Genomic DNA, 26,379 nt, shown 5'->3' on the forward strand with positions numbered 1-26,379 from the left:
CGCTGCGCCAGCGCTACTGCCCCGGAAGATCGCCGGAAGCGGCCAAGGCCAGCAGTTCTCCGCGGCCGATCTGTGTGACCAGGCTGGCACTGTCGAAATAGATGCGCTCATTGGTGATTCGTTCGCCATCGAAGAAGAACACCGCAATGATCGGCACCCGGAATGCTTTGCCGGTGGGCGGCATGCCGTAGAACTCACCGAGATTGGTTCCGAGCAAGTCGAATTCGGTGATCACCGTGTCTTCGGTGACGTGGAACCGGACATTGTCGTGCCGCTGATCGGGAAAAGCGGTACGGGTGGTAAGGTAGTAGTTCATGACCTCGTCGTCGCCGACGAAAACCTGCCCGGTGGCCATGATTTCGTAGCGGGGGTGCCCGTTGAAGGTGGCCAGAGTGCGATCGAACTCTTTGGTCACCTCGGTGTTCATGTGCTCTTCGACGAGCGCCAGTCGCCGTTGGCGGAGTCCGTCGTCGAACATGGCTACGCCTCGGTGACCTTGGCCATCGCGAGCACGTCGAGACGACGGTCGAGTTCCTCTTCGGACAGCTTGTCGCCGATCAGCCCGCGGTCGATCACGGCCTGCCGAATCGTCGTGTGTTCCTTGACTGCTTGCTTGGCCACCGCGGCGGCCTCTTCGTAGCCGATCGCCGAGTTCAGCGGCGTGACGATCGACGGCGATGACTCGGCGAGTTCGCGGAGGTGCTCGACGTTGGCGTGCAGCCCGACGATGCACCGTTCGGCGAACAGCGTCGAGACGTTGGTCAGCAGCTTGAACGATTCGAGAATGTTGCGGGCCATCATCGGGATGTAGACGTTGAGCTCGAACGCACCCGAGAGCCCGCCGACTGCGACCGCGGCATCGTTGCCGATCACCTGGGCTGCGACCTGGGTAACCGCCTCGGGCAGAACGGGATTGACTTTGCCCGGCATGATCGAGCTGCCCGGCTGCAGGTCCGGCAACTGGATCTCGGCCAGGCCGGTCAGCGGGCCGGAGCCCATCCAACGCACGTCGTTGGCGATCTTGGTCAGCGACACCGCGATGGTGCGCAGCGCGCCGGACACCTCGACCAGCCCGTCGCGCGCGGCCTGGGCCTCGAAAGAGTTTACCGCGGTGCGAAGTTCGTCCAATCCGGTCTCGGTGACCAGGACGTGGACCACCTTGGCGCCGAAGCCTTCGGGGGCGTTGAGGCCGGTGCCGACCGCGGTGCCGCCGATCGCCAGTTCACCCAGCCGGGGCAGCGTCGCCGTCACCCGTTCGATGCCCGCCTCGACCTGGCGGGCGTACCCGGAGAATTCTTGGCCCAACGTCACCGGGACGGCGTCCATCAGGTGGGTGCGGCCCGACTTGACCACGGTGTGCCATTCTCGCGCCTTGTCGGCCAGCGCGCCGTGCAGCACCTGCAGCGCCGGAATCAGATGGCGCACAGCGGCTTCGGTGGCCGCGATGTGGGTGGCCGTCGGGAAGGTGTCGTTGGACGACTGCGACATGTTGACGTCATCGTTGGGGTGTACGCTCACGCCGTTGGCGCCGGCGATGCTGGCGATCACCTCGTTGGTGTTCATGTTGGAGCTGGTGCCCGAACCGGTCTGGAACACATCGATCGGGAACTGGTCGTCGTGCTTGCCGTCGGCGATCTCGGCGGCAGCGGCAATGATCGCGTCGGCCTTATCCGCTGCCAGCAGTTCGAGGTCCTTGTTGACCTGGGCGCAGGCGCCCTTGAGCAGGCCCAGGGCCCGAATCTGGGTGCGCTCCAGGCCCCGACCCGAGATCGGGAAGTTTTCCACGGCGCGCTGAGTCTGGGCTCGCCACAACGCCTTTGCGGGAACCCGGACCTCGCCCATGGTGTCGTGTTCGATGCGGTATTCGGTGTCGTCTGCCACGGGCACCTTCTTTCTCAGTAGATGTGGCCTCGTTGATAGTGGTGTCACGGCAGGGGGTATGCGGCGCTGCTGTCGCCGGTGAAGTCGATAGCGGAGTATTCGTTGAGCTTGGCCAGCCGGTGGAAACCCTCGACCATCCGCAGCGTGCCGGACTTGGACCGCATCACGATCGACTGCGTCGTGCAGCCGCCCGGCTCGTAGCGCACACCCTTGAGCAGGTCGCCGTCGGTGACGCCGGTGGCGCAGAAGAAGACGTTCTCGCCGGACACCAGATCTCCCGTGGTCAGTACCTGGTCGAGGTCGTAGCCGGCGTCAAGTGCCTTGTGTCGTTCCTGGTCGTCCTTGGGGGCCAGCTGCGCCTGGATCTCGCCGCCCATGCAGCGGATCGCCGCGGCGGTGATGATGCCCTCCGGCGTGCCGCCGATGCCGGCCAGCAGGTCGGTGCCGGACCCGGGTCGGCACGCCGAGATCGCGCCCGCGACGTCGCCGTCGGTGATCAGCCGGATGCGCGCTCCGGTGGCCCGCACGTCCTCGATCAGTTGGGCGTGTCGCGGGCGGTCCAGGATGCAGACCGTCATGTCCGGCACGGACAGTCCCTTGACCTTGGCGACCGCGCGGATGTTGTCGGCGATCGGCGCGGTGATGTCCAGAACATGGGCGGCGTCCGGGCCCACCGCGATCTTGTTCATGTAAAACACCGCAGACGGGTCGAACATCGCGCCGCGGTCGGCCACCGCGAGCACCGAGATCGCGTTGGGCATGCCCTTGCTCATCAGCGTGGTGCCGTCGACCGGATCGACGGCGAAGTCGCATTCCGGGCCGTCGCCGTTGCCGACGTGCTCGCCGTTGTACAGCATCGGCGCGTGGTCTTTCTCGCCTTCGCCGATCACCACGACGCCACGCATCGACACGGAGTTCACCAGCTGGCGGATGGCATCGACGGCCGCGCCGTCGCCGCCCTCCTTGTCGCCGCGGCCCACCCAGCGGCCGGCGGCCATGGCGCCTGCCTCGGTGACCCGGACAAGCTCGAGGGCGAGGTTGCGGTCCGGTGCTTCACGACGAGAACCTGCGGTCATGGTTGCCGATTGTCCCAGAGACGGGTTACTCCTCGGGAGCTGGGATACTCGTGATGTGACCTCAGAGCCCGAGCCCTCGGCCAAACCGGCCAAGCCGCGGCTGCTGCAGGACGGCCGCGACATGTTCTGGTCGATCGCTCCGCTGGTGGTGGCCTGCATCGTGTTGGCCGGCGTGGTCGGGATGTGCTCGTTTTCCCCGAGTGGAATCCACCGCGGACCGGTGCCGGCCTACGACGCCGCCGGCGCGTTGAAGGCCGACGCGCAGACCCTGGGGTTCCCGGTCCGGCTGCCACGCCTGCCCGAGGGCTGGCAGGCCAATTCCGGTGGTCGTGGTGAGATCGCCGATGGCCGGACCGACCCCTCGACGGGAAAACGTCTGCGTGCGGTCACCTCGATCGTCGGCTACATCAGCCCGGGTGGCGAGTATCTGAGCCTGACCCAGAGCAACGCCAACGAGGACAAGCTGGTCAGTGCGATTCATCCGTCGATGTTTCCGACCGGCACTGTCGACGTGAACGGCACCCGCTGGATCACCTATCGAGGCGACGGCGTCGAGCCGGTGTGGACGACCCGGCTGAACAGCCCGGCCGGTCCGGCTCAAGTCGGCATCACCGGTGCCGGCAACACCGACGAGTTTCGTACCTTGGCGGCGGCCACCCAAGCGCAACCGCCACTACCCTCCCAACGACCTAGATGGCCAAAGAAAGGAAACTGAGCGATGAGCGCACCGGTAGCCGATCTCACCGGATGGTCCGTGGAACCGTTCACCGGCGGGGGGTACACCCACGATGTCTACCGCCGCGGCGAGGGGCCCGGCGTGGTGTTGATCCCGGAGATCCCGGGCATCTACCCGGGCGTGCTAGGACTAGGGAACCACCTGGTGGACAACGGTTTCACGGTGGCGATCCCGTCGCTGTTCGGCGAGCCCGGTCGCGGCAAAGACCCCGGATACGTCGTATCGACCATCGCTCGGGCCTGTGTGGCGAGGGAATTCGCCGGGTTGGCGACCAACAAGCAGCGGCCGGTGTCGGTCTTTTTGCGGGCGTTGGCCCGCGACCTCAACAAGGCGACGCCGGGCAAGGGCGTCGGGGTGATCGGCCAGTGCTTCACCGGCGGCTTCGCGCTGGCCGCCGCGGTCGACGACAGCGTGCTCGCGCCCGTGCTCAGCCAACCGTCGGTGCCCTTCCCGTTCACGCCGAAGCAGCGACGCGACCCCGGGGTCAGCGATCTGGAGTTGAACGCTTTCAGGGACCGCGCCGCCAATGAGGGGCTGTGTGCGATCGGCTTGCGATTCAGCGAGGACAAGATGGCGCCGCGCGAACGGTTCACGACACTCAAAGAACGTCTAGGGGACGCGTTCGAGGTGATCGAGATCGATTCGAAGCCGGGCAACGAGCACGGCTTTTCGCGGATGGCGCACTCGGTGCTGACCGACGAGGTGCGCGAGGTCGACGGCCACCCGGCCTACGAGGCGCGCAAGCGGGTCGTCGCGTTCCTCAACGAGCGGCTGCGTTAGCGGACTGCCGCTTGCGCTGACCGGAGATGAACCGAATCGACATGCGCTGCAACAGAGTCGGCGCCAGCCGGGCAAATACCCAGGACGCGTAGGCCTGTCGCGGCTTGACCAGCAGGGCCTTGTTGCGGCTGATGGCTTTCAACGTGTCACTGGCCAGCCGGTCGGCGCTGTAGGCGTTCTTCACACCTGAGCCGTCCACAAAGTAGTCACGACCGACGAAGCCACCGATGCCGCCCTTGTCCAGGATCGGCGTCTCGACAGCGCCCGGGCACACCGCCAGCACGCCCACACCACGCGAAACGGCCTCGGAGCGCAGCGCCAGCGACAACCCGACGATCGCATGCTTGGTCATCACGTAACTGGTGATCTGGCCGGCCGCGGTCAGCCCGGCCAGTGATGCGGTGTTGATGATGTGCCCGTGGCCTTGGCGCAGCATCACCGGGTAGGCGCCGGTCACGCCGTGCACGACGCCGCGGATGTTGACGTCGATGATGGCGTTCCATTGGTCCAGCGTCAGAAGTTCGGTGTCTCCGCCCCACACGATTCCGGCGTTGTTGAACATCAGGTCGAGTTGTCCCACGCGCGCCACGACGGCGTCGACGGCGGACTTGACGGCGGCCGGATCAGTGACGTCGAGGATCGCCGACGTCGCCGTACCGGGACCGTGCAGGCTCGCAGCGGTGCGGGCCGCGGCGGCGCCGTCGACATCGGTGCAGACGACGTCGGCGCCCGCGGCGACCAGCGCCCGGCACAGGGCCGCGCCGATACCCGATCCCGCGCCAGTGACGATCGCGTGTTTACCGGTGAAATTCCCCGAGCCCCCGGAACTCATTGCGCCGCAAGCTTCATGACGTGGCTCAACAGGTCCGGGTATCGCTTCATGTGGGCACCGCCGTTGAGGTCGAGCACCTCGCCGGTCAGCCACGGGGCCTTGCACAGGAACAGCACGGCTTCGGCGATGTCCTCGGGCGTGCCGGCCCGGCCCAGCGGGGTGTTCTCGACGTACTCGTCGACGACGCCGGGGATGTGGGTGGCCGGCTCGGTCAGTGGGGTGTGCACGAACCCGGGCGCGACGGCGTTGACCCGAATGCCAAGAGGTGCAAGCTCGAGCGCGGCAACCTGGGTCAGCATCGACAGCCCGGCCTTGGCGGCACAGTAGGCGCTCATCGCCGCGGCGGGCTGGCGTCCGTTCAGCGAGCTGATCGACACCAGCGCCCCGCCGTCGTGTAGGTGCGGCGCCGCGTGCTTGATCACCAGGAAGCTGCCGGTGAGGCAGACGTCGACGACAGCACGGAAATCCTCGACGGGTAGCTCGGTGATCAGCCCGAGCGAGCTGAAGCCGGCGGTGTTGACCACGATGTCGAGCGCGCCGGCGTCGTCGAACAATGCTCGCACGGAGTCTTCATCGGTGACGTCGACCGTCGCGGAACTGTGCGGGTCGCCGAGTTCGGTTGCCACCGAACGTGCTCCGTCGCCGTTGCGGTCGGCGACGATCATCCGGCAGCCGTCGGCCGCCAACCCGTGCGCGACCGCCTTGCCGATACCCGAGGCGCCGCCGACGACGACGGCGTTGCGGTCGGTCACCGGTGACGCTCCCACTTTGCATCGATGACCGCCCACGGGTCGGCGTAGCGGCCCGGGCGGCGGTAATAGGGCGAGCGGCGCCGGAGCAGGATATTGGTCAGCGGCGCGATGACCCGCGCCGGGTGTCGCCGCCAGCCCATCCGTGCGGCGGTTTCGGCGAGCAACTGCGGCCACGAAATCCGCTGATAGTCCAGAGCTTTCGCCGACTGCGTGGTGTCCATCCAGTCGGTGCTGAACCACTCGGCGTCGTTGTGCGGGTTGCCTTTTCGCCCGGTGGGTATGCCGCCGACCAGACCCATCGCGGCCGCCATCGACGGGCCGATGTCGCCCTGGACCAGCCGGTGCGAGTCGTCGCCGCCGATCAGCAGTGTCTCGCCGACGACCGGTGCGGTGGTCGCCGCGATGAAGGCGCGGGCGACGTCGCGCACGTCGACGGTCTGGATTCGGCCGTCGATGGGCAGTGACGCTTCGAAGTAGATGGTGTCCAAATCAAGGTCTAGTCGCGGCTCGGCGGTCAGCACGCCGCCTAGTCGCAGCACCACCCACTCCAGCGTGGACGCGCGCACCAACTTCTCCGCCTCCACCTTGTGCGCGCCGTAGATGTCCGTTGGCCGCAGGGGGGTGTCGGCGGTGAGCAGGTCGCTGACGCGATGCGGGTTACGGGCACCGTAGGCGGCGACGCTGGATGCCTGGACGAACCGCGGCGGATTCGGCAGCGCGGCGGCGGCGTCGACCAGCAGCTTCGTCGCGTCGACATTGACCCGCCGGGCCAGGTCCGGTCGGGTGTAGCAGACCGGTGGGATGATCGCGGCGAGGTGGATGATCGCCGTCGGCGAAACAGCGTGCAGCAGTCCGGAAACCGCGTCTGGGTCGGTGAGGTCCGCCCAGTGCACCTCGGTCGACGGCGTCGATTCGGCCGCTTTGCGGTTGGCCGGCACGTCGAGGTCGGTGGCGACCACACGGGACCCCTCGACCATCAGCTGTCGTACGATTTCCGAACCCACGAGTCCGAACGCCCCGGTGACCAACACTGTCTCGGCGGTCATTGGCCTCCTATGGGCCCCGAAAGTGACCCCAGCGACAGGTTTACTTGAGAAACGCGTCGACAGTTGCACTTTCGCGGGAAACAGGGAGGGAACTGCCAGCCGCGGCGACTTTCATCTGTTCGAACAACTCGGTGTAGTACGGCAGGCACTCGACCATCGCCTGCTCAGTCGTGAACAGCGGTCGATAGCCGAGGTCACGGGTCGCCTTGGCTACCGAGAAGTAGTTGTCGAGATACAGCCGCTCGACGGCCAGCGGCTCCAGCAGGGGCTGGGGGATCCCGAACCTGAAGTGCAGCCGCTGCCAACCCAGCATCGCGGCGCGCACCGCGGCGCCGGAGATCCGCAGCCGCGGCAGACGCTCGCCGCATGCGGTGATCACCGGGCGGGTGAACTCGAACATGTTCACCGGCTCGGCGTCGTTGATGAAGTACGCCTGCCCCGGCGCGGTCCCGCCCGGAACCAGGTGTTGGGCGGCGAGGATGAATCCGTGAGTCAGGTTGTGCACGTAGGAGTTGTCCAGCCGGGCGGCCCTGCGGCCGACCAGCACCTTGACGTGCCCGGCGAGCACGCTTTCGAACACCTTGCGGAACATCGTCTGGTCGCCGCGGCCCCAGATTCCGCTTGGCCGGATCGCGCAGGTCAAGAGGCCGTCGATACCGTTCTGGGAGAGCACGAATCGTTCAGCGACGACTTTGGTCTCGGTGTAGAGGTCGTTGAACCGGGTGGTGTACGGCAAGGTCTCGTCGCCGCCCGAAATGCGCTTTCCGCTCATCACCACGCTGTTGGACGACGTATAGACGAACCGCCTGACGCCGGCGGCCTGGGCGGCGTGCACCAGGTTCTTGGTTCCCTCGACGTTGACGGCGAAGCTGCGCTGCCGGTATTCGTCGGTGACCGATGCGCCGCCCATCAGCTCGATGAGCGCGGCGGTGTGGAAGACGGTGTCGATCCCGTCGACCGCGCCGGCGACGAAGTCGCGATCGCAGATGTCGCCCTGGAGCACCTCCAGGCCGGGCTGGGCGGGCAGCGGTGACGGTGCCCGGTCGAAGGAGCGCACCGAATAGCCGCGGTCGAGCAGGGTCGTCACCAGGTTGGCGCCGACGAATCCCGAGCCGCCGGTGACCAGCACTCGGCCCAGCGGGTTGGTCGGCGATTGTGCAGTGTTCTCAACCATGCGGAAGAGAATAACTGAAACGTGTTCCAGTTTCGAACAAATGTCAGGGAAATACTTGCGGTGTCAAGAATCCTGCGCGTCGCCGGCAGCCAGCGCATCCGCCACCCGCTCGCGCGCGCCAGCTAAGTGTTCCTCGCAGCGTTTTACCAGCTGTTCGCCTCTTTCCCAGAGTTTCAGCGACGCATCGAGATCCAGCCCACCCTGCTCCAGCAGCCGCACCACCTCGATCAACTCGTCGCGGCAGGTTTCATACCCGAGCTGACTAATAGGCGTCACTTCGTTATTCGCCATCGGCTGATCCTTCACTCGTCGCCGCGATCGCGCCATCGCCGACGCGTACCCGCAACCTGCTCCCCGCCGGGGCGTCAGCGACGGATTGCAGTACCAATGCCGAACCGTCGGCACCGACCGTCTGCACCACGGCGTAACCCCGCGCCAGGGTGGCCGCCGGACCTAGTGTCGCCAGCCGGGCCGACAAGTGCCCGACGCGCTCGCTCTGCGCGTCGATCAGTCGGGTGATGTCGCGGCGAACTGCGGAGCGGGCCCGGTGGATCTCGTCGGCGCGCACCGCGAGCGCGCCCAGGGGCTCGGCCAGCACCGGTCGGCTACGCAGTTGCGCGAGCATGCGTTGTTCGCGGCCCACCCAGTTGCGGAGCGCTTGGGCACTGCGCCGGCGCAGGTCGTTGAGCAGGTGCTGCTCGGCCGCGGTATCGGGAACGATCTTCTTGGCGGCGTCGGTGGGGGTGGCCGCGCGCAGGTCGGCGACCAGATCGCACAGTGGGTTGTCGGGCTCGTGGCCGACCGCGCTGACGACCGGTGTGCGGCATGCCACGATCGCACGGCACAGCGTCTCGTCGGAGAACGGCAGCAGGTCCTCGACGCTGCCACCGCCGCGGGCCAGCACGATGACATCGATGGAGGCGTCAGAGTCCAACTCCCGCAACGCCTTGACGATCTGGGCCACCGCGGTCGGTCCTTGCACCGCGGTGTTGCGGACAGCGAACTGCACCGCGGGCCAGCGGGCGGCGGCCACGGTCGTCACGTCGCGTTCGGCCGCACTGGCGCGGCCGGTGATCAGACCAATCATGCTGGGCAGGAACGGAATTGGCCGCTTGAGCCGCGCATCGAAGAGACCTTCGGCGGCCAGCAGCTGGCGTAACCGCTCGATGCGGGCCAGCAATTCGCCGACGCCGACCGCGCGTATTTCGCTGAGCCGCAAGGTAAGCGTGCCGCGGCCGGTGAAGAAGTTGGGCTTGCCGCAGACCACCACCTGCACGCCCTCGACCAGCTTGACCGGGGCATTGTCGACCAGAGTGCGCGGAGCGGTCACGCTCAGCGACATGTCGGCAGCCGGATCGCGCAGCACCATGAAGACGGTCCGGGCGCCCGGCCGGATGTTGATCTGGGTCAGCTGACCTTCGACCCAGACCGTGCCCAGTTTGTCGATCCAGGCCGCGATCCGCGTCGCCACCGCGCGAACCGGGAACGGGTTGTCGGCCGAATTGGCCGATCGGGGAGCCCCAGCCTCCGCGCTGTTCGCGGTCACTTCGCCGTCGCGCGCGTGATCCTGTTGGCAAGCAGCGTCTGAAACGGGGCGCGCCCCTTGGTGGCCTCTTCGTAGGCCAACAGGGCTTCGAGTTCGTCGACGTCGAGGGTTTGCAGCCGGGCCCGCAGCTGAGCGAGGGTGAGCTGCTCGTAGTCCAGTTCCTCCACCACCGCCGGCGCCGACTCCGACGTCTTGGTCGATGTGGCGGCCACCCGCGCCCAATCGTCGCCCGCACCCGCATCGGGGGAGGAGTACAGCGCAAACCGCCCCTCGGCGCGAGACTCGACGCCGGACGGCTGACCGTCGTCATCGGCGTCGTCCGGCAGATCCTCGTCGAAGGTCGCCCACTCCGGCTGCTCGTCCTTGGGCGGAAAGATGTGCTCCAGGGTGGAGTCGCCCTTGATCACCAGCTCGGCCACGTTCTGCTGAAACCGCATCACCACGTGCGCAGCGGTGCTGGCCAGCGTCATCGGGTACATCAGGATCGTTTTCGGCAGCCTGAGGGTCTCCTCGACGGCCATTGTCGCCGCGCCTACCAGCAGCCGGACCCCATATGGTGCAGTAGCCATGAGGTCAAGACTGCCTTAACCGGCGGACAACGCCAAGCTGAGCGCGCGAGTTGGCGGGCCGACGTCGGCAGAAAGTACCCTGGTGGACATGCCGCCGACCGTGAACATGGGCCCACACATAGGAATGAGGGCGGGTGCGACCGCTGCGGTAGCCGAGCCGGTGACCGGCAAGCGCGTGCTGCTGGCCGAGCCGCGCGGATACTGCGCCGGCGTCGACCGGGCCGTCGAAACCGTCGAACGTGCGCTGGAAAAGCACGGCGCGCCGGTCTACGTCCGACACGAGATCGTGCACAACCGCCACGTGGTGGAAACCCTGGCCAAAGCCGGGGCGGTGTTCGTCGAGGACAACGACGAGGTTCCCGAGGGCGCCATCGTGGTGTTCTCCGCGCACGGCGTCGCGCCGACCGTGCACACCACGGCCGCCGAGCGCGGGCTGAAGGTCATCGACGCCACCTGCCCGCTGGTCACCAAAGTGCACAACGAGGCCAAGCGCTTCGCCCGCGACGATTACGACATCCTGCTGATCGGCCACGAGGGCCACGAGGAGGTCGTCGGCACCGCCGGTGAGGCACCTGACCACGTGCAGCTGGTCGACGGTCCGAGCGCCGTCGACGATGTGACGATTCGCGACGAGAACAAGGTGATCTGGCTGTCGCAGACCACGCTGTCAGTCGACGAGACGATGGAGACCGTGCAGCGCCTGCGGGAGCGCTTCCCGAAGCTGCAGGACCCGCCCAGCGACGACATCTGCTATGCCACGCAGAACCGTCAGGTCGCGGTCAAGGCGATGGCGCCCGAATGCGAGCTGGTGATCGTCGTGGGCTCGCGCAACTCGTCCAACTCGGTGCGGCTGGTCGAGGTCGCGCTGGGTGCCGGGTCGTCCGCCTCATATCTGGTCGACTACGCCGACGACATCGATCCGGCCTGGCTGGAGGGTGTCACCACGGTCGGCGTGACGTCCGGAGCGTCGGTGCCCGAGGTGCTGGTTCGGGGCGTCCTGGAGCGGCTGGCCGAGCACGGATACGACGTCGTGCAGCCGGTGACCACGGCCAACGAGACGCTGGTGTTCGCGTTGCCCCGGGAGATCCGGGCGGCCCGCAAGTCCTAAACGGCCTGGGTGCTAGACGTCGTAACTTTAGACGTCGTAGTCCCAGGACTCGGCCGACGGCTTGCGCGGTTGGCGCTGGCGTCCCTCGAGCGGCTCCTCGCCGCCGGCAGTTTTGCGATACCTGACCTGTGAGATCGGGTGATGCGTCGCGGTGGCGCCGTTGGGCGCCGGCCGGCGCCGCGGCGGGGGAGCCGGGGTGTCGAACGGCTCGACCGGTTCGTACGGGTCGAAGCGACCGGTGCGGCTGGTGGGGCGGCCGCGACGGGCGTGTGGATCGCGGCGGATTTCCCGCGGCGGGCGGCCGCGCAGGTCCGGATCGCGGGGCTGCCGGCTGCTGCTGCGCCGCGGCGGCTCTGAGTCGTCGAATTCGCGCGGCGGGCGGCGTCGCTGCGTCCGCTCGCGCGTCGGCTCGGCGGCGTCGTCGATCGGGGGCCGCGGTCGGCGAGTGCGCGACGAGGCGGTGCGCGACGACGTGGTGCTCGACGACGCGGTGCCGCCGGAAGCTGTTGGACGCCGCCCGGTCCTGCGCTCGGCGCCGGTCGATCGGGCGGACCGCTCGACGGCGTGCTCCCGGCGGCGTGCCCGCGCTCGGGCGGCCCTGTCAGTTGTCTCGTCGTCGGCAGAGTCGCGGGTGAACAAGGCGGTCAGTTTCGCGACCAACCCGAGCCGCCCACCCTCGGCAGCCTCAGCGTCGGCGACCTCTGTGCTTTCTGCCTCACCCGAGTGGAACTTGCCCAGGTACCACCGGACCAGGCCCACCAGGAGCACGCCGGCCGAGGTGAACAGCATCAGCGGGAAACGCTCGATCAGCGGGTAGCCGCAATTGATCACCAGGTCTTTGACGCCGGTGAATTTGGCGCCGTGGAACAGGAAGTAGGCACCGGGCACCGCGCAGAACAGGATCAGCGGCGGCTGGATGACCGCGGTGAAGATCCCGGCCTGCCGGACGGCCAGCACCGCTGCGACGCAGCCCGCCACGTACAGGGCGGTGAACACGATGGTCAGGTCTTTGCCGGAGCCGGCTTCGAACGCAAAACCGACGGCGCAGCCGGTCACCGCGACCACCACCGCTGCCCACCACGGGATTCCAGGAATCCCGGGGATTATCGAGCGGTGATCTGCGGCCACCACCGACCGGGACGGCTCTTCTGACACATGTCGACCGTACCGGCTGGACGCCTAAAGACGCGTAACGACCTCGTTAGCAATGTGCGGGCGTGCCTACCCAGCGCAGCAGCGCGGCGATTAGTCCGGCGTTGCACGCTTTACACTTGAGTCCCTGTGAGCCTCAGCCTTGGGATCGTGGGTCTGCCGAATGTCGGCAAATCGACCCTGTTTAACGCGCTGACCAGAAACAACGTGGTCGCCGCCAACTACCCTTTTGCGACCATCGAGCCCAATGAGGGCGTGGTGCCGCTGCCCGATCCGCGGTTGTCCAAGCTTGCCGAATTGTTCGCTTCGGAGAAAATCGTGCCTGCGCCGGTGACGTTCGTCGATATCGCCGGAATCGTGAAGGGCGCCTCCGAGGGCGCCGGTCTGGGCAACAAGTTCCTGGCCAACATCCGCGAGTGCGACGCCATTTGTCAGGTGGTCCGGGTGTTCGCCGACGACGACGTCGTACACGTCGACGGCAAAGTCGATCCGGCCTCGGATATCGAGGTGATCGAGACCGAGATGATTCTCGCCGACATGCAGACGCTGGAAAAGGCCGTCCCGAGGCTGGAGAAGGAAGCGCGCAACAACAAGGAGCGCAAGCCGCTGCTCGAGGCGGCGGTTGCCGCCGAGGCGGTGCTGAATTCGGGCAAGACCCTGTTCGCGGCCGGCGTCGATGCCTCAATTCTGCGTGAGCTGAACTTGATGACCACCAAGCCGTTCCTCTATGTGTTCAACGCCGACGAGGCGGTGCTGACCGACGAGGCCCGCAAGACTGAGCTACGTGCGATGGTCGCGCCTGCCGACGCGGTGTTCTTGGACGCCAAGATCGAATCCGAGCTCATCGAGCTCGACGAGGAGTCGGCCGTCGAGCTGCTCAAGTCGATCGGTCAGACCGAACGTGGCCTAGATGCATTGGCGCGGGCCGGTTTTCACACCTTGAAGTTACAGACCTACCTGACGGCTGGGCCCAAGGAGTCGCGGGCGTGGACCATCCATCAAGGCGACACCGCGCCCAAGGCGGCCGGCGTGATCCACACCGACTTCGAAAAGGGCTTCATCAAAGCCGAAATCGTGTCGTACGACCATCTCGTCGCCGCCGGATCGATGGCCTCGGCAAAGTCCGCCGGCAAAGTGCGCATGGAGGGCAAGGACTACGTGATGGCCGACGGCGACGTCGTCGAATTCCGGTTCAACGTCTAGGTAAACAATGAGTGAGCGATCTCTTTTCGGCGGCACATCAACCGAGTGGGGCGTAGCGTCGAAGCCCAGGTGAAGGGAGTGATCAATGACTTGCACAACGACTTCGACCATCAGGACGCTTGCCGCGGTGGGGGTGCTGATCGCTGTATCCACTCTCGCAGTGAGCGTTCCGGCTGATGCGGCGACCGGTTTCGGCGGCACCGCGAATGCGCAGGTTGCCCTCTTGGCGCCGCCACCAGCCGACCCACCTCAGCCGCCACCGCCTCCAATACCGACTGTCCAACCGTCGAATGGCGAGTACTACAACCCCAACGACCCAAACGACTGGTGGCCGTACGCCGGCACCGGCAGTTTCTAAGTGGTCGAAGAGGTATCCGCTGAGAAGACGTCGATCGGCCGCACGGGCGCCAACATCACCAGCGGGATCTGGCGCGTGGTCGACTGCTGATAGGTGAGGTACGGCGGATACAGGTGAGCCATGAAGGCCCAGACCTGGTGGCGTTCCGCGCCTTCGGGTTCCCGCCACGTGGCCTCGAACGCTTGAGTAGCGATCTGCACGCCAATCGTGTTGCTCTCCAAGACATTCAAGTACCACCCCGGATGCGTGTCGGCGCCGCCTTTTGATGCGACGACGACGATCTCGCCACCGACATTGCCGTAAATCAACGGCCTGACATAGACCTTCGCCGACTTGTGCCCCGCGCACCTGACCAAGCAGTGTGTGGTCATTGCACGGCCGCCGACCTCGCTCAGGTCCAAGATGTGGCCCCGCGCGCCGCCGGAGGACAGGTAGGTCTCGAGATGCTCGCTGACCCAACCACCTCGCTCCGCTCGGATCGCTGCGGCGTCGGCGTCGCCCATGAATTACTCCTGAACGCAGATGGGATGAAGGTGATTGTGCTGTGCGCAACGATAGTCACTGCCGGCACCCCATGAGACGAGTGACAGCCCCGATGACGTTGGCCGGCAACGTCGTCGAATTCCGCTTCGACGTCTGAGGATTCACCCGATCGGTAGGCTTTCAAACCATGAGCTGGACATCTGAGCAGCTCGCTCATGTCGACGCTGCCCGCGAACTCGACATTGCCGTGCGCCGGGTGGATGGAACACTACGACCGTGGACGCCGATCTGGGTGGTGCGGGTCGGCGGCGATGTGTACGTCCGTACCTGGCACCGTCGAGACACCGGGTGGTTCGGCCTTGCCGTGAAAACCGCACGCGCACGGGTGCGCTTGCCCGGCATAGAGGCCGACGTGCTCGTCCAGGACATCGGAGTAGGGCCGCCGGGACTCCGGTCGGACGTTGACGCTGCCTACCGTGACAAATACGGCGGCGGCGGTTCGACCGAAAACATGGTCGGAGACGAAGCGGCCGCGACGACACTTCGGCTGCTCAGCGATTGATCCAGCGCTGGGCTGAAGCCGCTGCGGTCGAATACGGGCCGTTTAATGAAGGTGTGGTTCGCGACAACCCCCCATCGCGCCGGACCCGTCTGACGAGCGTGATAGCTCACTCGCGCGACGTGAGAGCGAACTCGACAGGCGCGAGCGGACCGCCGCCAACGAGACCAAGTCGCCGACGAGCGGGACCGGAGTGCCAGGCAGGCAAGCGCGACAACGGGATTGGTCGCCGCCTGACCGCTGATGTCGGTGACTGTCGTTATCATCTCTTCCGACATGAAGATCGCTTACCTGTTTCTGCCGGTCTACTTCGGGCTTTTCGCCGGCTTCGTCGGTCACAGCGTCCGGGTGGGTCTGGCCGGCGCGGCCGTGGGTCTGTTTCTGGCGGCGTGGCTAGCGCGTGAACGGCGCGTGGGCACCGGTATGGCGGCGATCGACGCGATGACCGGGACGGAGTTCGAGGACTACGTCGCCGCGCGGATGCAACGGGCCGGCTGGCAGATCACGTTCACCCCGACCAGTGGCGACTACGGCGTCGACCTGATCGCCCGGCGGGACGACAAGTCCGTGGCGGTCCAGTGCAAGCGTCTCGGCAAGCCGGTCGGCATCGGTGCTGTGCAGGAGGTGGTCTCCGGCGCGCGGCATTACGACTGCGCCAAAAGCATCGTCGTCAGCAACCAGGAATTCACCGATGCCGCCACGCGGCTGGCCTTCACCCATCACTGTCAGCTGATCGGCCGTCGAGCTTTGGAGGCGTGGGTGCCACCACCGGCCCGGCGCGCGGTTTAGGGCCTGACCCCGGTCTGATCTCGCAAATGTGTCGGAGGCGCTGCCTAGCATCGCCAGCATGAAATTTGTTTCGATTCGAATCATCACCGCCGATGTTGCACGGCTGGTCGCGTTCTACGAGGAGGTGACCGATACAGTCGCGGTATGGGGTAATGAGCTGTTCGCCGAAATTCCCACGCCGATAGGCACTTTGGCTATCGGCAGCGAGAAGACCGTGCCGCTGTTCGGAGCGGGATCCGCCGAGCCGGGGGCAAACCGCAGCGCGATCATCGAGTTCCTGGTCGACGACGTGGACGCCGAGTACGAGCGCCTGCGCTCGCACGTTGGGCAGATCGTGACGGCGCCGACGACGATGCCGTGGGGCAACCGGGCGCTGCTGTTCCGGGATCCGGACGGCAATCTCGTCAACCTGTTCACCCCGGTCACGGACGAGGCCCGTGCCAAGTTCGGGGTGTGAGCACGGTCGATCAGTCCAGAACGACGGCGATCTCGTTGCCGAGCCGGTAGGGCGCGATCAGCGGTAGATCATCACCACTCCAAAAGCGGCCAGGGTCAAACCAATTCGTCCGCTTCTCGGTTTCGATCAACCCCATTTCCTCGTAGGTGACGGCGACCGTCTCTGCACAATAGGCGGATTCGAAGCCGCCCTTGCGCTGCTCGGCTCGGCGGCGCCGGGTGGATTCGCGAACCTTGACGTCGATCCACGGGATTCCGCGCACCCAGTCGTATCTGGTCGGAAGCTGACCGCGCAGCCAGCGCAGCGTGAGCCGGGTCGTCGACGGAAACGGCGTGCCATCCATCCGGGCGATCACCTTCAGCAGCCGGTTCTCCTGGGCATGGTCGACGTCCGGCGTCATCTGCCGGAACCAGCATCGCTGGCCATAGTGGTTCAGCCACCGCTCGACGGATTCCCGGGCTTCGTTGAGTTGCACGCCCCGGTGGTTGGTGGCGGTCCAGACGTCGGTCAGCTTGTCGCCGAGCTCGGCGTGCCACATCAGCGGCGGCAGGTCCTCGATCGCGACCGTCATGCCGACGTGGTTGACCGGGCTGTTCGACATCGTCTGGATCGCGCGGTCCGGTCCGGAATGCCCGCGGAAAAGCCAGACGTCACCGGTCCTGGTCTGGTCCAGGGCCTGGCTCAAGGTCACTGTGTGCGTGTCCACCAACGCACCATATGCAATACCGTCCCCGTCGGGATGCACTCGCGAATAACCTGAACCGATGCGCACCGTCTGGAAGTTGCTGGGATTAGCCGGGGTCGTCGGCGTGGCAGCCGGTGGCGTGCTGGTCGTCCGCGACCAACGACGCCGTCGGGCCTACACGCCCAACGAGATCCGTGATCGGCTGCAGCAGCGCCTCGCCGAGGCCGGCGAAGACTAGCCGCTCACGCAGCGGCGACGGCGTACAGCCGGTGGGTGCCGGCGAAGCCTTTCAACTCCGCCTCACGACCACCGTCGAACTCGAGGTCGTCGCAGTCGCTGAGCGCTTCGCGCACGGTGTCGCTCACCAAAACTTCACCACCACAGGCCTCTGCAGCGACCCGCGCCGCCATCGCGACGTTGCGGCCGAACAGGTCGTCACCGCGGCGCACCGACCGGCCGACGTGGACTCCGATTCGCACTCGAATTCCGTTGCGCCGCTTACGCTCTGCGTCCCTGTGCAGCGCGTCCTGCATGTCGATGCCACAGCGAACCGCCTCCTCGGCACGGGCGAACGCGATCATGAACCCGTCGCCCTGACTTTTCACCACATGCCCGGAGCGCTCCTTGACCAGCTTGCGAACCTGCTTGTCGTGTTCGCTGATCAGCCTGACCCAGGCCCGGTCGCCGACTCGCTCGTTGAGCGCGGTGGACTCCTCGATGTCGGAGAACAGGATGGCGACCTTGCCGTCCTGCGTCACCCGGGCCAGGTCCGGGCGCTCCACCTCGGCCCAGTCGGCAAGGTCTTCGATCGAACTGCGCACCGCGGCGCCGAATCCCTGCTTGCGGACCAGATTCGCGGTCTGCCAAACCGTCTTGACGGCCTTCGACCCGAAGCTCAGCAGGTCCGGTTGCCGCTGCAATTCCTCGACCAGCGCTCGGCTGCGGGACCACAGCCACCACATCACGCCGATGGCCACCGCCTCGATGACGGCCAACGCGGCCAGTGCGTAGACCGCGAGGTGTAGCAGATCGCCCACGATGCACCATTCAACACGTCAGCTGTTTTACCTAGCTACCGTTCAGCTCGTAAGCTCCGGTTTCGAAACTCGTGATCCCGACTACGAACAGCTGGTACGGAAGGGTTTCGCTCGGCAAGGGCTGTCGGCGACGTTCGCCGCTGCCCTGGACACCATCGAGCCGGAGGATGCCTAGCAGGTTGCAGATTCGCGAAAGAGCAACTGCGAGTAAACATTTCGATAATCTTTGCCCATTCCAGGTTTGCCTGCCCGGATGAGTGGCTATCCGGCTCACGTCTTTCGGTTGTCGCGTGCATCCGCAGTGTCTAGGGTTGAAGCTGGCCGCGGCGGATCGAGCTAGGCAGGTTTGGGGCCCGCGTTACTCGTCGATTTCTCGTGGAGGTCCCGATTGGCCGAACCCGGCACTAACGTCTCGGACCTGCTGGTGATTTTCGGAATCACCGGCGATCTGGCCCGCAAAATGACGTTCCAGGCCCTTTACCGGCTGGAGCACCGCGGATTGCTGCAATGCCCGATCCTCGGCGTCGCCAGCGACGACATCAGCGTCGACGAGTTGGTCAAGCGGGCCCGCAAGGCAGTCGAAGGCACCGGCGACAAGATCGACAGCGCGGTGTTCGACCGGTTCGCGAAACGACTGTCCTACCTGCACGGCGACGTCACCGCTTCGGTGCTCTACGACGCGCTGGCCAAGGAGATCGGCTCCAATCGGCGCTGCCTGTTCTATTTGGAGATGCCGCCGTCGCTGTTCGCGCCGATCGTGGAGAACCTGGCCAAGGCCAAGTTGCTGGAGGGATCCCGCGTCGCGGTGGAAAAACCGTTCGGCCACGACCTGAAGTCGGCCGGTGAACTGAACGCGCGACTGCGGGCGGTGCTGGACGAAGACCAGATCTTCCGGGTGGACCACTTCCTCGGCAAGGAACCTGTCGTCGAACTCGAATACCTGCGGTTCGGCAACCTGACCCTGGCCGAGATGTGGAACCGCAGCACCATCTCCGAAATCCAGATCACCATGGGCGAGAACTTCGGCGTTGAAGACCGGGGTAGCTTCTACGACGGGGTGGGTGCGCTGCGCGACGTCGTGCAAAACCATCTGCTGCAGGTGCTTGCGGGAGTGGCGATGGAACCACCCGTCGGGCCCAGCGCGGACGACCTCAACGACAAGAAAGCCGACGTGCTGCGGGCGATGCCGGCGGTCGACCCGGATCGCAGCGTGCGCGGGCAATACCGGGGATACACCGACATCAAAGGGGTGGCCAAGGATTCGGACACCGAGACCTTCGTCGCGCTCAAGGTGGAGATCGACAACTGGCGATGGGCCGGTGTGCCGATCTTCCTGCGGGCGGGCAAGGCACTGACCGAGCGGGTCACCGAGGTGCGGCTGTTCACCCACCGCGTCCCGTCGCTGGCCTTTCTGCCGGATCGCGCCCGATCCCAACCCAACCAGATCGTGCTGCGCATCGATCCCGATCCCGGGCTGCGACTGCAACTGACCGCGCTCGACGGTGACCGCTGGCGCGACCTGCACCTCGACTCGTCGTTCATGGCTGACCTCGGCGAGCCGCTGCTGCCGTACGAGCGGTTGCTGCATGGGGCGTTGACGGGCGATCACCAGCTGTTCGCTCGCGAGGACGGCATCGAGGAGACCTGGCGGATCGTGCAGCCGCTGCTGGACCATCCCGGTGAGATCCACTCCTACGAACCTGGCTCGTGGGGGCCGGACGCCGCACGGGATCTGCTACGAGGACATCGCGGCTGGCAGCAGCCGTGGCTAGCTAACAACCATCACTAAGGAGAACCAGACAACATGCAACTGGGGATGATCGGCCTGGGCCGAATGGGTGGCAACATCATCCGCCGAGTGGTGGACGCCGGACACGAGGGCGTGGTCTACGACCACGACTCAACCGTGGTGAAGGCGTTCGACGACGTCGAGAACATCACCGGCGTGTCGTCGTTGAAGGAGCTGGCCGAAAAGCTCACTGCACCAAGGGTTGTGTGGGTGATGGTGCCCGCCGGCACGATCACCAGCGGGGTGATCGACGATCTCGCGAACACCCTGGAGAAGGGCGACATCGTCATCGACGGCGGCAACTCGTATTATCGCGACGACCTGACGCACGCAAAGAAGCTGTCCGAGAAGGGGATTCACCTCATCGACTGCGGCACCAGCGGCGGCGTGTGGGGTCGCGATCGCGGCTACTGTCTGATGATCGGCGGCGACGACTACGCATTCGAGCATGCCGAGCCGCTGTTCTCGGTGATCGCGCCGGGAGTTGACTCGGCGCCGCGCACCCCGGGCCGTGAGGGCGAGGTCGCGCAACCCGAGAAGGGGTATCTGCACTGCGGCCCGACCGGCGCCGGGCACTTCGTCAAGATGGTGCACAACGGTATCGAGTACGGCATGATGGCTTCGCTCGCCGAGGGCCTGAACATCCTGCGCAATGCCGACATCGGCAAGCGCATCATCGAAGCGGGCGACGCTGAAACCGCGCCGCTGTCGAATCCCGAGTGCTACCAGTACAACTTCGACATCGCCGACGTCGCCGAGGTGTGGCGCCGCGGCAGCGTCGTCGGGTCGTGGCTGCTGGATCTGACCGCGATCGCGCTCGAAGAGTCACCGGATCTCAAGGAGTTCTCCGGCCGAGTCTCCGACTCCGGCGAGGGCCGCTGGACCGCGATCGCCGCGATCGACGAGGGCGTCCCCGCGCCGGTGCTCACGACCGCCTTGCAGTCCCGCTTCGCCTCGCGCAGCCTCGACGACTTCGCCAACAAGGCGCTCTCGGCGATGCGCAAGCAGTTCGGCGGTCACGCCGAGAAACCTGGCGTAGGCGGCTAGCGCGTTAAGGTCTAGCGCGTCGCGAACGTCACCACGACGTCGCTGAATGCGTCGTTGTCGTCGCCGGCCGCGGTGTGTCCGGCGTCGGCCAGTTCGACGAACTCGGCGTTGGGCACGGTCTCCAGGAAATGTTTGACGCCCTCGGGGCTGACCACGTCGGAGAGCTTGCCGCGGATCAGCAGGACCGGGATGGTCAGGTCGGCGGCAGCGCGCTCGAAGTTCTCGGTACGCAACTCCGGGTCGTCGCCCGGCTTGGTCATGAAGGCCGGATCCCAGTGCCAATGCCAGCGACCGTCGCGCAGCCGCAGGTTCTTCTTCAGGCCCTCCGGGCTGCGTGGCCTGGTCCGGTGCGGCAGGTAGGCGGCGACGGCCTCCGCGGCCTCGTCGAGAGTGGCGAACCCGTGCAGCCCGCTGAACATGAAGTCGCGGATGCGGGCGCTGCCGTTTTTCTCGAACCGCGGCACCACGTCGACCAGCACCAGTCGGGTGACCCGCTCCGGTCCGGCCCGGTCGGCGACCAGGATGCCGGTCAGCCCACCCATGCTGGCCCCGATCAGGATGACCGGCCGGCCGATGGCGTCAAGCACCTGCATGACATCGGCGGTCAGCGTGTCGATGTCGTAGTCGGCGTTCGGCGACCGATCGCTGTCGCCGTGGCCGCGGCTGTCCAGCGCGACGACGTGGAAGCCGTGGTCAGCCAGGACCTGGCCGGTGTTCTTCCAGGAGTGCCGGTTCTGACCGCCGCCGTGCAACATGAGGATGCTGGGGCGATCGGCGGCCACATCCGCTTTACCCCGGGCCGACTGACCGAGCCACTCGTCTGCGACCAGGGTGAGTCCCTGAATCCCGGAGAACTCGGCAGTCTTGGGAGTGTTGCGCACGGTAGTCACAGGCGGTCCTCTCGGTCGATCGCACTTTGACGTTACTCAGATGAGTTTTCGCGTTCGCCGGGGTCTACCTCTTCAGACACCTGTGAACCGCACCCAGGAGACGGCATGCCCTCGATTACGCCCACGCTGTGGTTCGACCACAACCTCGAAGAGGCGGCGACGTTCTACGCCTCGATTTTTCCCAACTCACGCATCGAGGCGCTGAATCGGATCACCGACGCCACACCCGGGGAACCCGGGTCGGTCGTGTCCGGGACCTTCGTTCTCGACGGCAACCGGTTCATCGGGATCAACGGTGGGCCGCATTTCTCGTTCACCGAGGCGGTGTCGTTCACGATCAACTGCCAGGACCAGGACGAGGTCGACTACTACTGGAATCGGCTGACCGATGGCGGCGAGGAGTCGCAGTGCGGTTGGTGCAAGGACCGCTTCGGTCTGAGCTGGCAGGTGGTTCCCCAGCGGCTGTACGACCTGGTCCACCACCCCGATCCTGAGCGCGCTACCGCCGCCACCAAGGCGATGTACGGCATGCGCAAGATCATCGTCGCCGAGCTCGAGAATGCGGCGGCGTCGGTCTAGGTCCCTGGACGAGGCGGCCTTGCACGACCACGTACGTTGGGAAATATGCCCGACGATGTGCCAGTCGACGTCGTGTACCTGCGGCGGACAGAAAATGCTGCCCACGTAAATCGGATGGCACTGATCGGTGGGTTGATCGCCGCGGTGGTGGTGGCGGGACTGGTCGGCTGGCTCGGGTTCCGCGCCTACGAGGCTAGGGATCGGGAAGCCCAACGCAGTCTCTTCGTGCAGGCCGCGCAGGACGTCGCGCTGGATCTCAGCACGGTCGACCCCCAACACGCCGACGCTGACGCGCAGCGAATCCAAGACTCTGCGATGGGCACGTTCGCCGACAGCTTCGCGCACCACAAACAGGCCTATATAGATGTGGCCAAGCGGTCGCGGTCCAAGTCGCTGGGCACCGTCACCGACGTCGGCCTCGAATCGCAGAACGGTGAACAGGGCCGGGTGATGATTGCGGTGACGGTGAAGGCCCTGGATCCCGGGCCGGCCGATCAGCAGACGCAGTTCTTCCGGATGCGGATCACCGTGCACAAGGTTGGCGACGGCGCCAAGATCTCCGACGTGGCGTTCGTGTCATGACGCGGCGAGTCAACTGGTCACGGGTGCTGGTCTACGGGTTGGTGCCGGCATTCGTGTTGTTGCTGGCGATCGCCGCGGGTCTGCTGAAGTGGCACGACGCCTCGATCAGGCACGTCGAGCGAGCCCGCGCCGAATCAGTGGCGGCCGCAAAGGATTCCACCGATGCGATCCTGACGTTCCGCTACGACACGATCGACCACGATGTAGCGGTCACCCGGGAACGGTTGACCGGCGGCTTCCTCGACACGTACACGACGCGGACGCGGCAGGAACTCATTCCGCACGCCAAACAAGAGCGCATCGTGGCGAGCGCCATGGTGCCGGATGCGGCGCCGGAGATCACGACCCCGAATCATGCTGTGGTCCTGGTGTTCATTTCGCAGAACGTCACGATCGGTGATGGTCCGCCGACGGAAACCGGGTCCACCGCCCGGGTGACGCTCGACAAAATCGGCGAGCGCTGGCTGATCTCCGATTTCGACCACTACTGAATCGACTACGTAACCGCCCCAGCGAAGGAATGAGGTAATGGCCAAACACCGTTGGATCGATGTCCAAGCTCCCAACGTTGAGTTAAAGGCCCTGACGTGGGGACCCGACGATGGTCCAATTGCGTTGTGTCTGCACGGTTTTCCTGACACCGCGTACGGCTGGCGCAACGTTGCGCCCCAGCTGGCCGAGTCCGGCTGGCGTGTGGTGGCACCGTTCATGCGGGGCTACGCGCCATCGTCCATTCCATCCGACGGCAGCTATCACATCGGTGCGCTGATGGACGATGCGCTTCGGGTGCGCGAAGCCGTCGGGGGAAGCGACCGCGACGTAGTGATCGGCCACGACTGGGGCGCGATGACCGCCAATGGGTTGGCGGCGATGCCGGACAGCCCTTTCGATAAGGCGGTGATCATGTCGGTGCCGCCGGCGGCGGCCTTTCGGGGCCGGGTGTCCGACGCCGGCCGCTTGCTGGCGCAGATCCCACCGCAGCTGCTGCGCAGCTGGTACGTCATGTACTTCCAATTACCCTGGCTACCAGAGCGTTCCGCGTCGTGGGTGTTGCCGCGACTGTGGAAGAGGTGGTCGCCGGGCTACGACGCGAAAGCCGACCTGCGCCACGTCGATGCGGCCATCGGCACACCGGAGAGCTGGCGCGCCGCGCTCGGCCCCTACCGGGCGGCGGTCCGCAACACCCGCCCGCCGGCTCAGTATCGCGACCTGCACCGGCACTGGATGTCGAAGCCGAAGCTGCCGAGCCTTTACCTGCACGGACGCGACGACGGTTGCATGACATCGGCTTTCACGCGTTGGGTCCCCGACGCGCTACCCGACGACAGCGACATGACCGTCGTCGAGAGCGCCGGACATTTCCTGCAACTCGATGAGCCGGACAAGGTTGCCGAGCTGGTGCTGAGTTTCATCGGGTCGGCCCCGTAGGGATTCCCGGACTCGCATTGCGTAGTGATCGGTGGCACGCTTAGCCATGGTCGTCAAACCGTTCGTCAGCCTCGCCGCCGCCACAGCTGTACTGCTGACGGGAGCTGTTGCCCACGCTGATCCGCAGGATGACCAGTTCCTGGGGTCGTTGGCGAACGACGGACTGAACATCGGCCCGCCGGATCGGTTGCTCGCCCTCGCGCATGAACGTTGCGACGACGAGGGTCTCTCGCGGGGGGATTCGTACGCCATTCAGTTCGGCGGGCACGCAAGCCCATGGCGCGTCGCCATGTCGAAGATCGGTAACGAGCTGGAAGCTCTGGGCTTCACGAACCAACAGGTTCGGCCTTTCATGCAAGACGCGATCAACGTGTACTGCCCAGGCGCGACCAACTTCGGCTGAATCCCTAGGGCGCGTCGTCGTCGTCCTGTAGGAGTTTCTCGGGGTGGTGGTAGGTGTTGACCCGCGGTTGTCCTCGGTCGAGGTGTGGTGGGGGGATCCATTCGGTGTCGCCGCGGCTGTTTTTGCGGGTGGTCCAGCCTTGTTCGGTGAGGTCGTGGTTGGGGTGGCAGGTGAGGGTGAGTTGGTTGATGTCGGTGACCGGGTTGGTCCGGTAGGGGTCGCAGTGGTGGACCTCGCACAGGTAGGCCGGGATGGTGCAGCCGGGGAAGGTGCAGCCGCGATCTTTGGCGTAGAGGACTATTCGCTGGGCTGGTGAGGCCAGGCGTTTGGTGTGATACAGCGCCAGGGCTTTGCCGTGGTCGAAGATCGCCAGATAGTGATGGGCGTGCGAGCCGAGCCGGATCACATCGGACATCGGCAGCAGCGTGCCGCCGCCGGTCAGCCCACGCCCGGCGCCGGCCTCCAACTCCTGCAGGGTGGTGGTGACGATGAGGGAGGCGGGTAGCCCATTGTGTTGGCCGAGCCCACCGGAGGCCAGCAGCGCCCGGGCGGCGGCCAGCAGCGCGTCGTGGTTGCGCTGACTCGCGGTGCGGGTGTCGCCCTGGATGGCGGCCTGTGACGGTGTCCCGCTGATGCAGGGTTCGTCATCGTCGGGGTTGCACATGCCGGGGGCGGCGAGTTTGGCGAAGACGGCGTCGAGGGTGGCGCGGGCTTGGGGGTTGAGCCATCCGCTGATCGGGGACATGCCGTCGATGTCTTGGGTGCCGATGGTCAGGCCGCGGCGTTTGGCGCGGTCCACATCGGTGAAGTCACCGTCGGGGTTGAGGCAATCGGTGAGCTTGTCGGCCAGTTTGGTCAATTCGTCGGGGCGATGCTCCAAACTTAGCCGCGCCAACTGCGCCTCAGCCGTGGCGCGGGTCTCGAGGTCGACGAAATCGGGCAGGCGATGCCAGAAGCTGCGGATCACCGCGACATGACCGGCACCGAGCTCGCCGTTGCGTTGCGCGGCGGCAGTGGCCTCCAACACCGGCGGCAGGGGTTCACCATTCAACGCCCGCCGCTCACCGAGATCAGCGGCTTCATGGACGCGGCGGGAGGCTTCGGCGCGGCTGATCCGCAACCGGTTCGCCAACGCCGGCGCGAGCTTGCCACCCAACTCGGTCGGGTCGGCCTGCCCGGCGAGCTGGTTGATCAGCGCGTGTTCGATGGCCGGCTGCCCGCGCCGCATCTGCTCAAGGCTTTCCAGCACACCGAGCCGCTCGGGCGTCGTCAACACGTCAAACGTCAAATCCAGGGCGCACTTGTGAGCAGCCGAAAGCGCGTCGAGAACCTCGACGATCTCCTCACGACTACTAGCGCGCATGTTCGAATAATAACGACGATCACCGACACCGCGGTAGCCGCGAAGTGCCAGCTGTGGATAAAGGACCAACTGTGG

The 26,379-nt window shown here is 66.0% G+C and carries 32 protein-coding genes; 16 read left to right on the forward strand and 16 right to left on the reverse strand.

Annotated elements, in window-relative coordinates; genetic code table 11:
* Positions 1 to 13: 13 nt before the first annotated feature.
* The 3 genes from ACQY5A_RS14315 to glpX are packed head-to-tail and all read right to left on the reverse strand — an operon-like array spanning position 14 to position 2,957.
* On the reverse strand, positions 14 to 478 hold the full coding sequence (locus tag ACQY5A_RS14315; RefSeq protein WP_428340993.1) for an ester cyclase: 465 nt from the start codon (positions 476 to 478) through the stop codon (positions 14 to 16).
* Between the two features lie 2 nt (positions 479 to 480).
* A complete protein-coding gene (locus tag ACQY5A_RS14320) occupies positions 481 to 1,881 on the reverse strand; it encodes a class II fumarate hydratase (RefSeq protein ID WP_428340994.1) in 1,401 nt (466 codons plus the stop codon).
* A gap of 44 nt (positions 1,882 to 1,925) precedes the next feature.
* Positions 1,926 to 2,957 (reverse strand): class II fructose-bisphosphatase, encoded by a 1,032-nt coding sequence (glpX, locus tag ACQY5A_RS14325; RefSeq protein ID WP_428340995.1) that lies wholly within the window; start codon positions 2,955 to 2,957, stop codon positions 1,926 to 1,928.
* Between the two features lie 55 nt (positions 2,958 to 3,012).
* Here glpX and ACQY5A_RS14330 point away from each other — a divergent pair, with 55 nt between their 5' ends.
* Positions 3,013 to 3,672, forward strand: a complete 660-nt coding sequence (locus ACQY5A_RS14330; protein WP_428340996.1) for a DUF4245 domain-containing protein — start codon at positions 3,013 to 3,015, stop codon at positions 3,670 to 3,672.
* A gap of 3 nt (positions 3,673 to 3,675) precedes the next feature.
* On the forward strand, positions 3,676 to 4,473 hold the full coding sequence (locus ACQY5A_RS14335) for a dienelactone hydrolase family protein (protein ID WP_428340997.1): 798 nt from the start codon (positions 3,676 to 3,678) through the stop codon (positions 4,471 to 4,473).
* On the opposite strand, the gene ACQY5A_RS14340 is transcribed toward ACQY5A_RS14335, so the two are convergent.
* From ACQY5A_RS14340 to ACQY5A_RS14370, 7 genes are all read right to left on the reverse strand, one after another.
* Positions 4,454 to 5,305, reverse strand: coding sequence for an SDR family NAD(P)-dependent oxidoreductase (locus tag ACQY5A_RS14340; protein WP_428340998.1), 852 nt, complete (start codon positions 5,303 to 5,305; stop codon positions 4,454 to 4,456). The two genes, ACQY5A_RS14335 and ACQY5A_RS14340, sit on opposite strands and share 20 nt — an antisense overlap.
* Complete coding sequence (locus ACQY5A_RS14345) at positions 5,302 to 6,057, reverse strand: SDR family NAD(P)-dependent oxidoreductase (protein ID WP_428340999.1); 756 nt, start codon at positions 6,055 to 6,057, stop codon at positions 5,302 to 5,304. Before ACQY5A_RS14345 ends, ACQY5A_RS14340 begins: the two co-directional genes overlap by 4 nt.
* A complete protein-coding gene (locus ACQY5A_RS14350) occupies positions 6,054 to 7,103 on the reverse strand; it encodes an NAD-dependent epimerase/dehydratase family protein (RefSeq protein WP_428341000.1) in 1,050 nt (349 codons plus the stop codon). The genes ACQY5A_RS14345 and ACQY5A_RS14350 overlap by 4 nt, the downstream gene beginning before the upstream one ends.
* 40 nt (positions 7,104 to 7,143) lie before the next feature.
* On the reverse strand, positions 7,144 to 8,277 hold the full coding sequence (locus tag ACQY5A_RS14355; protein ID WP_428341001.1) for a 3-beta-hydroxysteroid dehydrogenase: 1,134 nt from the start codon (positions 8,275 to 8,277) through the stop codon (positions 7,144 to 7,146).
* Between the two features lie 63 nt (positions 8,278 to 8,340).
* Entirely contained in the window at positions 8,341 to 8,568 is a 228-nt protein-coding gene (locus ACQY5A_RS14360; protein WP_428341002.1) for an exodeoxyribonuclease VII small subunit, read from the reverse strand.
* Positions 8,558 to 9,823 carry an exodeoxyribonuclease VII large subunit gene (gene xseA / locus ACQY5A_RS14365; RefSeq protein ID WP_428341003.1) on the reverse strand — a complete coding sequence of 422 codons (1,266 nt, stop codon included), beginning with the start codon at positions 9,821 to 9,823 and terminating at the stop codon, positions 8,558 to 8,560. Before xseA ends, ACQY5A_RS14360 begins: the two co-directional genes overlap by 11 nt.
* Complete coding sequence (locus ACQY5A_RS14370; RefSeq protein ID WP_428341004.1) at positions 9,820 to 10,392, reverse strand: lipid droplet-associated protein; 573 nt, start codon at positions 10,390 to 10,392, stop codon at positions 9,820 to 9,822. Before ACQY5A_RS14370 ends, xseA begins: the two co-directional genes overlap by 4 nt.
* A gap of 88 nt (positions 10,393 to 10,480) precedes the next feature.
* Here ACQY5A_RS14370 and ACQY5A_RS14375 point away from each other — a divergent pair, with 88 nt between their 5' ends.
* Positions 10,481 to 11,500, forward strand: a complete 1,020-nt coding sequence (locus ACQY5A_RS14375) for a 4-hydroxy-3-methylbut-2-enyl diphosphate reductase (protein WP_428341005.1) — start codon at positions 10,481 to 10,483, stop codon at positions 11,498 to 11,500.
* A 27-nt stretch (positions 11,501 to 11,527) separates the two neighbouring features.
* On the opposite strand, the gene ACQY5A_RS14380 is transcribed toward ACQY5A_RS14375, so the two are convergent.
* Positions 11,528 to 12,655 (reverse strand): DUF6542 domain-containing protein, encoded by a 1,128-nt coding sequence (locus tag ACQY5A_RS14380; protein WP_428341006.1) that lies wholly within the window; start codon positions 12,653 to 12,655, stop codon positions 11,528 to 11,530.
* Between the two features lie 126 nt (positions 12,656 to 12,781).
* Between ACQY5A_RS14380 and ychF the strand changes: the two genes are divergently transcribed.
* A complete protein-coding gene (gene ychF, locus ACQY5A_RS14385) occupies positions 12,782 to 13,855 on the forward strand; it encodes a redox-regulated ATPase YchF (RefSeq protein ID WP_428341007.1) in 1,074 nt (357 codons plus the stop codon).
* Between the two features lie 160 nt (positions 13,856 to 14,015).
* Complete coding sequence (locus ACQY5A_RS14390; protein ID WP_428341008.1) at positions 14,016 to 14,213, forward strand: hypothetical protein; 198 nt, start codon at positions 14,016 to 14,018, stop codon at positions 14,211 to 14,213.
* On the opposite strand, the gene ACQY5A_RS14395 is transcribed toward ACQY5A_RS14390, so the two are convergent.
* On the reverse strand, positions 14,210 to 14,716 hold the full coding sequence (locus ACQY5A_RS14395; protein WP_428341009.1) for a nitroreductase/quinone reductase family protein: 507 nt from the start codon (positions 14,714 to 14,716) through the stop codon (positions 14,210 to 14,212). The two genes, ACQY5A_RS14390 and ACQY5A_RS14395, sit on opposite strands and share 4 nt — an antisense overlap.
* 167 nt (positions 14,717 to 14,883) lie before the next feature.
* Here ACQY5A_RS14395 and ACQY5A_RS14400 point away from each other — a divergent pair, with 167 nt between their 5' ends.
* The 3 genes from ACQY5A_RS14400 (at position 14,884) to ACQY5A_RS14410 (ending at position 16,501) form a co-directional block, all read left to right on the forward strand.
* A complete protein-coding gene (locus tag ACQY5A_RS14400) occupies positions 14,884 to 15,258 on the forward strand; it encodes a DUF2255 family protein (protein ID WP_428341010.1) in 375 nt (124 codons plus the stop codon).
* A gap of 273 nt (positions 15,259 to 15,531) precedes the next feature.
* Positions 15,532 to 16,044 carry a restriction endonuclease gene (locus tag ACQY5A_RS14405; RefSeq protein WP_428341011.1) on the forward strand — a complete coding sequence of 171 codons (513 nt, stop codon included), beginning with the start codon at positions 15,532 to 15,534 and terminating at the stop codon, positions 16,042 to 16,044.
* Positions 16,045 to 16,102: 58 nt separating this feature from the next.
* The gene (locus ACQY5A_RS14410; RefSeq protein WP_428341517.1) at positions 16,103 to 16,501 is read left to right on the forward strand and encodes a VOC family protein; all 399 of its coding nucleotides are present in this window, start codon (positions 16,103 to 16,105) and stop codon (positions 16,499 to 16,501) included.
* A 10-nt stretch (positions 16,502 to 16,511) separates the two neighbouring features.
* Here ACQY5A_RS14410 and ACQY5A_RS14415 read toward each other — a convergent pair whose 3' ends face one another.
* Positions 16,512 to 17,192, reverse strand: a complete 681-nt coding sequence (locus ACQY5A_RS14415) for a guanylate cyclase (protein ID WP_428341518.1) — start codon at positions 17,190 to 17,192, stop codon at positions 16,512 to 16,514.
* A gap of 73 nt (positions 17,193 to 17,265) precedes the next feature.
* Between ACQY5A_RS14415 and ACQY5A_RS14420 the strand changes: the two genes are divergently transcribed.
* Complete coding sequence (locus ACQY5A_RS14420; protein WP_428341012.1) at positions 17,266 to 17,424, forward strand: hypothetical protein; 159 nt, start codon at positions 17,266 to 17,268, stop codon at positions 17,422 to 17,424.
* Positions 17,425 to 17,428: 4 nt separating this feature from the next.
* On the opposite strand, the gene ACQY5A_RS14425 is transcribed toward ACQY5A_RS14420, so the two are convergent.
* Positions 17,429 to 18,223 (reverse strand): adenylate/guanylate cyclase domain-containing protein, encoded by a 795-nt coding sequence (locus ACQY5A_RS14425; RefSeq protein ID WP_428341013.1) that lies wholly within the window; start codon positions 18,221 to 18,223, stop codon positions 17,429 to 17,431.
* Positions 18,224 to 18,611: 388 nt separating this feature from the next.
* On the opposite strand from ACQY5A_RS14425, the gene ACQY5A_RS14430 reads away from it, so the two are divergent.
* Both ACQY5A_RS14430 and gnd read left to right on the forward strand, forming a co-directional pair.
* Positions 18,612 to 20,012 (forward strand): glucose-6-phosphate dehydrogenase, encoded by a 1,401-nt coding sequence (locus tag ACQY5A_RS14430; protein WP_428341014.1) that lies wholly within the window; start codon positions 18,612 to 18,614, stop codon positions 20,010 to 20,012.
* 15 nt (positions 20,013 to 20,027) lie between these two features.
* A complete protein-coding gene (gnd, locus tag ACQY5A_RS14435) occupies positions 20,028 to 21,059 on the forward strand; it encodes a phosphogluconate dehydrogenase (NAD(+)-dependent, decarboxylating) (protein ID WP_428341015.1) in 1,032 nt (343 codons plus the stop codon).
* Between the two features lie 11 nt (positions 21,060 to 21,070).
* On the opposite strand, the gene ACQY5A_RS14440 is transcribed toward gnd, so the two are convergent.
* Positions 21,071 to 21,949, reverse strand: a complete 879-nt coding sequence (locus ACQY5A_RS14440) for an alpha/beta fold hydrolase (protein ID WP_428341016.1) — start codon at positions 21,947 to 21,949, stop codon at positions 21,071 to 21,073.
* Between the two features lie 105 nt (positions 21,950 to 22,054).
* Here ACQY5A_RS14440 and ACQY5A_RS14445 point away from each other — a divergent pair, with 105 nt between their 5' ends.
* The 5 genes from ACQY5A_RS14445 to ACQY5A_RS14465 are packed head-to-tail and all read left to right on the forward strand — an operon-like array spanning position 22,055 to position 24,941.
* Positions 22,055 to 22,528, forward strand: a complete 474-nt coding sequence (locus tag ACQY5A_RS14445; protein WP_428341017.1) for a VOC family protein — start codon at positions 22,055 to 22,057, stop codon at positions 22,526 to 22,528.
* A 45-nt stretch (positions 22,529 to 22,573) separates the two neighbouring features.
* The gene (locus tag ACQY5A_RS14450) at positions 22,574 to 23,110 is read left to right on the forward strand and encodes a mammalian cell entry protein (RefSeq protein ID WP_428341018.1); all 537 of its coding nucleotides are present in this window, start codon (positions 22,574 to 22,576) and stop codon (positions 23,108 to 23,110) included.
* On the forward strand, positions 23,107 to 23,601 hold the full coding sequence (locus ACQY5A_RS14455) for a hypothetical protein (protein WP_428341019.1): 495 nt from the start codon (positions 23,107 to 23,109) through the stop codon (positions 23,599 to 23,601). The genes ACQY5A_RS14450 and ACQY5A_RS14455 overlap by 4 nt, the downstream gene beginning before the upstream one ends.
* A gap of 37 nt (positions 23,602 to 23,638) precedes the next feature.
* Entirely contained in the window at positions 23,639 to 24,538 is a 900-nt protein-coding gene (locus ACQY5A_RS14460) for an alpha/beta fold hydrolase (protein WP_428341020.1), read from the forward strand.
* A 31-nt stretch (positions 24,539 to 24,569) separates the two neighbouring features.
* The gene (locus ACQY5A_RS14465; protein WP_428341021.1) at positions 24,570 to 24,941 is read left to right on the forward strand and encodes a DUF732 domain-containing protein; all 372 of its coding nucleotides are present in this window, start codon (positions 24,570 to 24,572) and stop codon (positions 24,939 to 24,941) included.
* A 4-nt stretch (positions 24,942 to 24,945) separates the two neighbouring features.
* Here ACQY5A_RS14465 and ACQY5A_RS14470 read toward each other — a convergent pair whose 3' ends face one another.
* Positions 24,946 to 26,304, reverse strand: a complete 1,359-nt coding sequence (locus tag ACQY5A_RS14470; RefSeq protein WP_428341022.1) for an HNH endonuclease signature motif containing protein — start codon at positions 26,302 to 26,304, stop codon at positions 24,946 to 24,948.
* Positions 26,305 to 26,379: the final 75 nt, after the last annotated feature.

This window comes from Mycobacterium sp., from assembly GCF_965277065.1.
GTDB lineage: Bacteria > Actinomycetota > Actinomycetes > Mycobacteriales > Mycobacteriaceae > Mycobacterium.

Bases quoted from the DNA above. Each gene is read 5' to 3' on its own strand.
- ACQY5A_RS14405 (WP_428341011.1), top strand. From the start codon at position 15,532: ATGAAGATCGCTTACCTGTTTCTGCCGGTCTACTTCGGGCTTTTCGCC.
- ACQY5A_RS14400 (WP_428341010.1), top strand. From the start codon at position 14,884: ATGAGCTGGACATCTGAGCAGCTCGCTCATGTCGACGCTGCCCGCGAA.
- ACQY5A_RS14470 (WP_428341022.1), bottom strand. From the start codon at position 26,304: ATGCGCGCTAGTAGTCGTGAGGAGATCGTCGAGGTTCTCGACGCGCTT.
- ACQY5A_RS14375 (WP_428341005.1), top strand. From the start codon at position 10,481: ATGCCGCCGACCGTGAACATGGGCCCACACATAGGAATGAGGGCGGGT.
- ACQY5A_RS14370 (WP_428341004.1), bottom strand. From the start codon at position 10,392: ATGGCTACTGCACCATATGGGGTCCGGCTGCTGGTAGGCGCGGCGACA.
- ACQY5A_RS14445 (WP_428341017.1), top strand. From the start codon at position 22,055: ATGCCCTCGATTACGCCCACGCTGTGGTTCGACCACAACCTCGAAGAG.
- ACQY5A_RS14420 (WP_428341012.1), top strand. From the start codon at position 17,266: ATGCGCACCGTCTGGAAGTTGCTGGGATTAGCCGGGGTCGTCGGCGTG.
- ACQY5A_RS14455 (WP_428341019.1), top strand. From the start codon at position 23,107: ATGACGCGGCGAGTCAACTGGTCACGGGTGCTGGTCTACGGGTTGGTG.
- ACQY5A_RS14450 (WP_428341018.1), top strand. From the start codon at position 22,574: ATGCCCGACGATGTGCCAGTCGACGTCGTGTACCTGCGGCGGACAGAA.
- ACQY5A_RS14340 (WP_428340998.1), bottom strand. From the start codon at position 5,305: ATGAGTTCCGGGGGCTCGGGGAATTTCACCGGTAAACACGCGATCGTC.
- ACQY5A_RS14335 (WP_428340997.1), top strand. From the start codon at position 3,676: ATGAGCGCACCGGTAGCCGATCTCACCGGATGGTCCGTGGAACCGTTC.
- ACQY5A_RS14460 (WP_428341020.1), top strand. From the start codon at position 23,639: ATGGCCAAACACCGTTGGATCGATGTCCAAGCTCCCAACGTTGAGTTA.
- ACQY5A_RS14395 (WP_428341009.1), bottom strand. From the start codon at position 14,716: ATGGGCGACGCCGACGCCGCAGCGATCCGAGCGGAGCGAGGTGGTTGG.
- ACQY5A_RS14410 (WP_428341517.1), top strand. From the start codon at position 16,103: ATGAAATTTGTTTCGATTCGAATCATCACCGCCGATGTTGCACGGCTG.
- ACQY5A_RS14360 (WP_428341002.1), bottom strand. From the start codon at position 8,568: ATGGCGAATAACGAAGTGACGCCTATTAGTCAGCTCGGGTATGAAACC.
- ACQY5A_RS14315 (WP_428340993.1), bottom strand. From the start codon at position 478: ATGTTCGACGACGGACTCCGCCAACGGCGACTGGCGCTCGTCGAAGAG.
- gnd (WP_428341015.1), top strand. From the start codon at position 20,028: ATGCAACTGGGGATGATCGGCCTGGGCCGAATGGGTGGCAACATCATC.
- ACQY5A_RS14355 (WP_428341001.1), bottom strand. From the start codon at position 8,277: ATGGTTGAGAACACTGCACAATCGCCGACCAACCCGCTGGGCCGAGTG.
- glpX (WP_428340995.1), bottom strand. From the start codon at position 2,957: ATGACCGCAGGTTCTCGTCGTGAAGCACCGGACCGCAACCTCGCCCTC.
- ACQY5A_RS14350 (WP_428341000.1), bottom strand. From the start codon at position 7,103: ATGACCGCCGAGACAGTGTTGGTCACCGGGGCGTTCGGACTCGTGGGT.